The 6,296-nt window shown below is 53.7% G+C and carries 7 protein-coding genes and 1 pseudogene; 6 read left to right on the forward strand and 2 right to left on the reverse strand.

Annotated features, from left to right (window positions below):
• The first annotated feature begins 16 nt into the window (after positions 1–16).
• The 4 genes from AC2FIM_RS19760 to AC2FIM_RS19775 all read left to right on the forward strand — a co-directional run bounded on the left by AC2FIM_RS19760 (position 17) and on the right by AC2FIM_RS19775 (position 3,268).
• Entirely contained in the window at positions 17–676 is a 660-nt protein-coding gene (locus AC2FIM_RS19760) for a response regulator transcription factor (protein ID WP_142636050.1), read from the forward strand.
• Between the two features lie 50 nt (positions 677–726).
• Positions 727–2,004: a sensor histidine kinase gene (locus AC2FIM_RS19765; protein ID WP_496732289.1), complete on the forward strand. Its 1,278-nt coding sequence runs from the start codon at positions 727–729 to the stop codon at positions 2,002–2,004.
• Positions 2,005–2,135: 131 nt separating this feature from the next.
• Positions 2,136–2,312, forward strand: a complete 177-nt coding sequence (locus AC2FIM_RS19770; protein WP_271952523.1) for a hypothetical protein — start codon at positions 2,136–2,138, stop codon at positions 2,310–2,312.
• An 8-nt stretch (positions 2,313–2,320) separates the two neighbouring features.
• A complete protein-coding gene (locus tag AC2FIM_RS19775) occupies positions 2,321–3,268 on the forward strand; it encodes an ornithine cyclodeaminase family protein (RefSeq protein WP_271952525.1) in 948 nt (315 codons plus the stop codon).
• A 299-nt stretch (positions 3,269–3,567) separates the two neighbouring features.
• Here AC2FIM_RS19775 and AC2FIM_RS19780 read toward each other — a convergent pair whose 3' ends face one another.
• Together AC2FIM_RS19780 and AC2FIM_RS19785 are read right to left on the reverse strand one after the other, a co-directional pair.
• Positions 3,568–4,104 (reverse strand): luciferase domain-containing protein, encoded by a 537-nt coding sequence (locus tag AC2FIM_RS19780; protein ID WP_142636056.1) that lies wholly within the window; start codon positions 4,102–4,104, stop codon positions 3,568–3,570.
• 66 nt (positions 4,105–4,170) lie between these two features.
• Complete coding sequence (locus AC2FIM_RS19785) at positions 4,171–4,761, reverse strand: YceI family protein (protein WP_142636058.1); 591 nt, start codon at positions 4,759–4,761, stop codon at positions 4,171–4,173.
• Between the two features lie 123 nt (positions 4,762–4,884).
• On the opposite strand from AC2FIM_RS19785, the gene AC2FIM_RS19790 reads away from it, so the two are divergent.
• On the forward strand, positions 4,885–5,466 hold the full coding sequence (locus AC2FIM_RS19790; RefSeq protein WP_142636060.1) for a TetR-like C-terminal domain-containing protein: 582 nt from the start codon (positions 4,885–4,887) through the stop codon (positions 5,464–5,466).
• Positions 5,467–5,932: 466 nt separating this feature from the next.
• Positions 5,933–6,223 (forward strand): annotated as a pseudogene (locus AC2FIM_RS19795) (transposase); the annotation flags it as partial.
• Positions 6,224–6,296: the final 73 nt, after the last annotated feature.

Here is a 6,296-nt window from a genome sequence, read left to right on the forward strand (position 1 = left end):
CCTATAGTCCCTAAGTATGAGAGTATTGCTGGCAGAAGACGAACCGCACCTCTGCGAACAGATCAAAAAACTCCTGAACGCAGAAGGCCGCGTTGTGGATGTCGCCAATAGTGGGCTCGACGCCCTGCATCTGGGTGCGACCGAACCATATGACATGATCATCCTTGACCTCGGCCTTCCAGAGCGCGATGGCATTTCGATTCTGCGCGAATGGCGCAACGAGGGTGTCAAAACACCGGTGCTGATTCTGACTGCCCGCGATGGCTGGAGCGAAAGGGTCGACGGCCTGGATGCGGGCGCAGATGACTATATGACCAAACCGTTCCACATGCCCGAACTGGCCGCGCGTGTTCGCGCCATCCTGCGACGGCAAAGTGGACAGCTAAATCCCGTGATTGAAATGGGAAACGTCATTCTGGATACCCGTAACGGCCGGGTGACAGCCGATGGCGTGCCGGTTGACCTGACTGCTCAAGAAATCGCGGTGCTGACTTATCTGGCGCATAATTCTGGTCGGATGATTTCACGATCAGAACTTTCAGAGCATATCTATGAATACGATGGAGACCGGGATTCGAACACTATCGCCGTATTTGTTACCCGTCTGCGCAAGAAGCTTGGCACTGACCTGATCACAACGGTTCGGGGTCGTGGATATATGATCGATTCGGCCTGATGTTATCGCTGCGACAACGGGCATTGCTGGGGGGAATTGCATCTGGGGCAGTGTCTGTGGGCGTAGGCACACTGGCGGTTTTCTCATACATTGATGCACGGGTGTCCAACCGGTTCGACTCTGCGCTGCTGGATCGTCACACACAGCTGGTTGTCGGGCTGAATGTCACAACCGAAAACCCGGATGCCCTACGGGATCTGATATTTGACCCGGCTTATGGCACCCCCTATTCCGGACGGTACTGGCAGGTCAGCAGCGCCGACGGTGTGGTCTTCACCTCTCGCTCGCTGTTTGATGAGGTCATCGCGGAACCCCCCGGCATTCCCGATATCCCCACACTCTGGGACACAAGCGGCCCGGAGAATGAAGTGCTGCGCAGCGCTTTTCAGAAGATCACTTATGAAGATGGCACGGTATGGGGCGTCAGCGTCGCCGAAAGTCAGGCTCAACTCGTGGCCGAGCGGCGCGCGGCGCAGAAAAGCCTGCTGCCGGTGTTTGGCCTAGTTGGCCTGATCGGTTTAGCCGGCTCGTTGTTTCTGATTTCAGTTGTTCTGGGACCATTGCGAAAGCTGCGTACGGATGTGGCCCATCGCTGGGATCAAGACGAAGACCTTAGGCCAACAGATTACCCCGAAGAGGTCTCGCCATTGGTCGAGGACCTGAACCAGCTGTTGCGTCGGAACCGCGAGATTGTCTCGGGTTCGCGCCGCCAGGCCGCAGATCTGGCACACGCATTGAAAACTCCTACAGCCATATTGCGCAATGAACTTGTGACATTGTCCAACGCCGGAGCGGTGACAGATACCGCACAAGAGGCGCTGGACAGGATCGATGCTCAACTTGGTCGATCTCTGGCCAGGCTGCGGGCTTTGAACGCTGCTGACCTGACCCATTCGCGGACCGATCTGTCTAACTCCATCAAGCGCCTGGCGCGGCTGTTCTCGGCCATGGCGGACCGCGAAGGCAAATCGCTGCAGATTGATGGCGATCCGGGTCTTTGGGTGCGCATGGATACGCAGGACATAGAAGAGATTTTGGGCAACCTTCTGGACAATGCGGTCAAATGGTGTCGAAGCACGGTACGGCTGACCGCGAAACGTAAGCAGAAATGTATCGAAATCAGTATCGAGGATGACGGTCCGGGAATTCCAGAAGACGCCCACCGCGAAGCCTTGCGATCCGGCGGACGACTGGATACCTCGGTCGTTGGTAGCGGGCTTGGGCTGGCGATCGCGGTCGACTTACTGAAAGCCTACGATGCCAGACTAGATCTGGACCGCTCTGAATCGCTGGGTGGGTTGGTGTGTCGGATAGTGATCCCGACCTGAAGTCGCCCGGAATCTGATCTGCAAAGTGTCGTTTGAACAATTCGCAACTTTAACTACCAATGGGCCCGAACCTGTCGTCTGACGATCTCAGTAGGTCATCGGGTTGGTTCAGACCGCACAAAGTCGGCCTAATGGACGAAGCAGGCGTTCGACTGGGTTCACATTTTCAGAAAAATGAAGGCGCTTTTTTTCTGCGCATTGGATCGGGCGATCAAAAGTTACAGCCAAAATACTTCTGTGAAGGTAAACCGATAGGAAGAACTGCCGAAGACAATGTATTCAGTCAAAAAGCCAAATTGCTTAAGTGAGGGACTCTGTGACTTCTGAGAACGCCTTAATTTATCTGTCTGACGACGACCTCGGGGGTTTAGGCATCCAACCTTCGGAAGTTGCCGATGCCATCGAGGCTGCTTTAATAGCCAAGGCAGACGGAAAGCTTCACACTTCTCCCAAGACAGTCATTTTGCCCGGCGATGGGCGCTACGCAATGTCTACATTGGCAATGGGAGATGATGGATTCATCGTGACCAAGCAGGTTACAGTGTGTCCGGAAAATCCGGCGAGGGGTCTTCCCGCGATAAACGGTGCCATCATGGTTATGGATGCGCAAACCGGACTGCTTCGCGCGGTCTTGGGAGCGAATTGGATTACGGCAAACAGAACTGCGGCTCTGTCAGTGGTGGCAGCGCGTCGGCTTGCTGACCCTCATGCCGAGACAGTGGCTTTTGTGGGCGCGGGCGTGCAGGCTCACTCCCATCTAGCTGCGTTTTCAGAACTGTTTCCCTTGAAACGAATCCGCGTGTTCGGGCGAGGTAAAGAGAATGCCGACAAGCTTTGTCGTTATGCTAGGGGCATGGGTCTCGAAGCTGAAACATGCGCCGATGCCAAGGACGCTTTGAGTGATGCCGATCTGATAGTGACATCGATAACGTTGGACTACTCCATTGAACCCTTCTTGGATGCCCGATGGCTGAAGCCGACTGCCTTCGCCACCATAACTGATGCGTGCATCCCGTGGGTGCCGGCGCACATGATTGGTTTCAAAACGGTAATTGTCGACGACCGTTTGCAGGAGCTGGAAAGCGACAAGCCGATGTTGCCATACGAGCAAATTGCTGGCGACTTGACGGAATTGGTCGCTGGCAAAGTCGACGTCCGAGCACGCAATAAACCGGCGGCTTTTGCTTTCAGAGGGATTTCACTGGGGGATTATGCTGCTTCGGTCCTCGCAGTTCGCCGGTTCACCGAAAAACCCGTGAAGTGAGGCCAAAGACATGAACACCCACTTTGTAATTAGATACCGGAATGGTCGCTTTGGGCGCAGATACGCCATTCTCTGCGATCAGTTCAATTAGTTGGTCGCAGCCCGAAGCGGAACTTCCACTCCGAGCTTTGCAAAATCTAACAAGCGGACGGCAGCTACCATTAGTGTGAATGGCTTGAAGGTATCGAGCATTCGCCACGGCGACAATTTAAGAAAAAAATGACTGCGAGAAACAAGGTGGCTGAAACTGCTCTCTGACAGAAAACAGGCGCCACCGCACACTTTCGGGAAAAACAGGTTTAACCCAAGGTGTTGCCGGTGATGAAGGTGTACGAACTTTCGACCAGATCGATGACGACTTCCAACTCTTCTGGTGTGGTTGGAGTATAGATCATGACAAAGCCGCTCCATCCGGGGCGTTGATCGGCCCAAGGGTGAGCTACGGCCCAGCCAGCCTCAATTGCTTTTCGCGCCAATGCTGGGTCGAGCGAAGCGTGCAAACTGCCGTCAGGATGCAAATGCGCAAACTCAAACCCACCGACGATAGAGCTCGGTCGAGACAACAACATGTCGGGATCAAGCTGAAAGCCAGTCGCGCCAGGTAGTGATATGCGTGTGGGGCCAAGTGTGACCCCTGGGAATTGCGCAACTCGCTCCAGCAATAGCCGGGCCAAATCGGCATCAATTTCGACACCTATCTGAGTATGCGGTACGCCGCTTGTCGTTTCAGGGCGGGGCGAGGTGCGCTCTGGGAACGCGTACTCTTGCGCATATGCCAAAGGGCTCGTGACCGCCGCTACTGCGACAACAGCAAATATTTTCGGGAAAATATCCATATTGTTGGCGACCCCGTCAAAAGTTAAGAAAGAGCACTCCGTGCAGTATCAGCGCACTTGCACACATCATTCAGCCTTTAACGCTTCGATATTGATCAAGAGCTCTATTTCGTCGCTCACCGCAGGTGCAAACGCCCCAAGTCCGAATTCAGACCGCACGATAGTCGCCGTGGCTGCCAGCCCCAAGGTTGGCGTGCCCTCTTTTGGGCCAAACGGGTATGGCGCTGACTTGTTAAGCGTTGTTTCCAGGACAACAGGTTTGGTGATGCCATTCATGGTCAGGTCGCCAGAAATATTCGCGGTGTTGTCCCCGGTCACTTCAATGTTGGTTGAGGCGAATGTGACCACGTCACCGTCACTCGCGCTAAAAAAGTCATCGGACATGAAGTGTTGCAAACGGGCATCCCAGCCCGTGATCATGGATTTTACAGGCATAGACACTGTGACAGATGAGGCCGACGGATCATCTTCGTTGAACTCTATCTCACCGCTAAAACCTGAGAACATTCCAAACGTTTCTGAGAACCCGATGTGATCGTAGCTAAACAATACCTGGCTGTGTCCAGGATCCAGCTCGTAAGTGCCACTCTCGGACAATGCGGTTGTCGCGCCCATCGATAAGATTACCGCCAGCGGGGTTGCTGCCACTTTGAACATTGATACGCTCCCATTTTGACAAGACGTGTTTGCGAAATTGAATTTTGGGATTTAGTTTTAGCTTGCCATACTTTTAGGACAAAATGTTCTACTATGCAACAAAATGTTCTATAGGAGGGGTGATTGAAAGAAGATCCTAGGCTGATCGCCACACGACAGACCGCGCTTGATGCTGCGCAAAAGATACTAATGGATGAGGGCGTGCTGCACGTAACTCATGGCTCAGTATCGAAGGCAACGGGCATTTCGCGCAGCACACTTTACAGACACTGGCCAGATGCGCGTAGTCTGCGTGATGCAGCGTTCAGGCGCATCGCAACACCGCCGAACATACCGCCCAAAACCGATGGCCCGCTACGATCTGACCTGCGCTGGCTACTCGGTGTACTGATGGGAGCCTTGAATGACACACCATGGGGCCAAATTGCGCCTCAGGTGGTCGCTGCTGCGTCCAACGATGCAGAAGCGAGGTTGGTGATCACTGAATTTATGAAAGACAGGTTCGCAAGTGTTGAAGCAGTATTTGCAGCCGCAATAGGCCGCGGTGAGATCACCGCCGACGTCCCGGTTGACCAACTCATAGAACTAGCAGTCGCTGCACCTTATTTCCGCAAACTCATACGTCACGAGGCACTGGACGAAGATTGGTTGGATCAACATGTTGATCTGCTTTGCAGTATAGCGAAAACCAATTCGGGACATTGAACATCGCCTGAATTTGCAGACAAAGCGACCAAGAAGCCTAACGATCTCCAAGATCGCGGTGAGGCTATGTTCGCTGCGTGACATCAGCACGTCGCATGGTCAAAACGTACCGCTACTCACAACGTTGATGTCTGTACCCTGATTTGTCGCTGCCGCTCATTCCTATTGCAACATGAACACCTTGGGTTCAGTGTTGCCATTCTCCGCAGCAAACACCATAGGCCGCTAGCAGCCCAAAGCGGACCTTCAAGACAAGAATTTGCAGTTTCGTTGATGCGAGCCTACCCGCCGTTCGCTACTCTCGGATAAAGCGCATTCACAGTCTCGGTTAGCGGCCATTCAACAACGCTTGCCATGAATTGACTTTTGGTGCGAAGGAAGCTTTCGCTTGGATCTATGTTAGGCTCAGGATGCATTGATTTTCGCTGCGCTGCGTGATTCACAGCTCCAAATATGGAGCGATGACATGAGCGACCTTTATTGGCTGACAGACGAGCATATGGCCAAGCTTTCCCCTTTCTTCCCGAAGTAGCACGGCAGGCAACGGGTCGATGATAGAAGGGTGTTGAGCGGGATTATCTTCATTAATCGCAATGGGTTGCGTTGGCGAGATGTGCCCTGGGAATCCGGACCTCAAAAGGCGCTCTACAGCCGGTGGATGCGTTGGAGCGAGAAAGGCATCTTCGCACGGATGATGGCTGGTCTGGCTGCCGAGCACGGTGAAAAGAAGATGGTCATGATCGACGCCACATATCTAGGCTCCAGACTCATTGATTTACAGCCAGAATAGGACTGTAGCAGCGAGAGCGATGGCCGAGAGGAATACCTTT

The organism is Ruegeria sp. CDSC052, assembly GCF_059610685.1.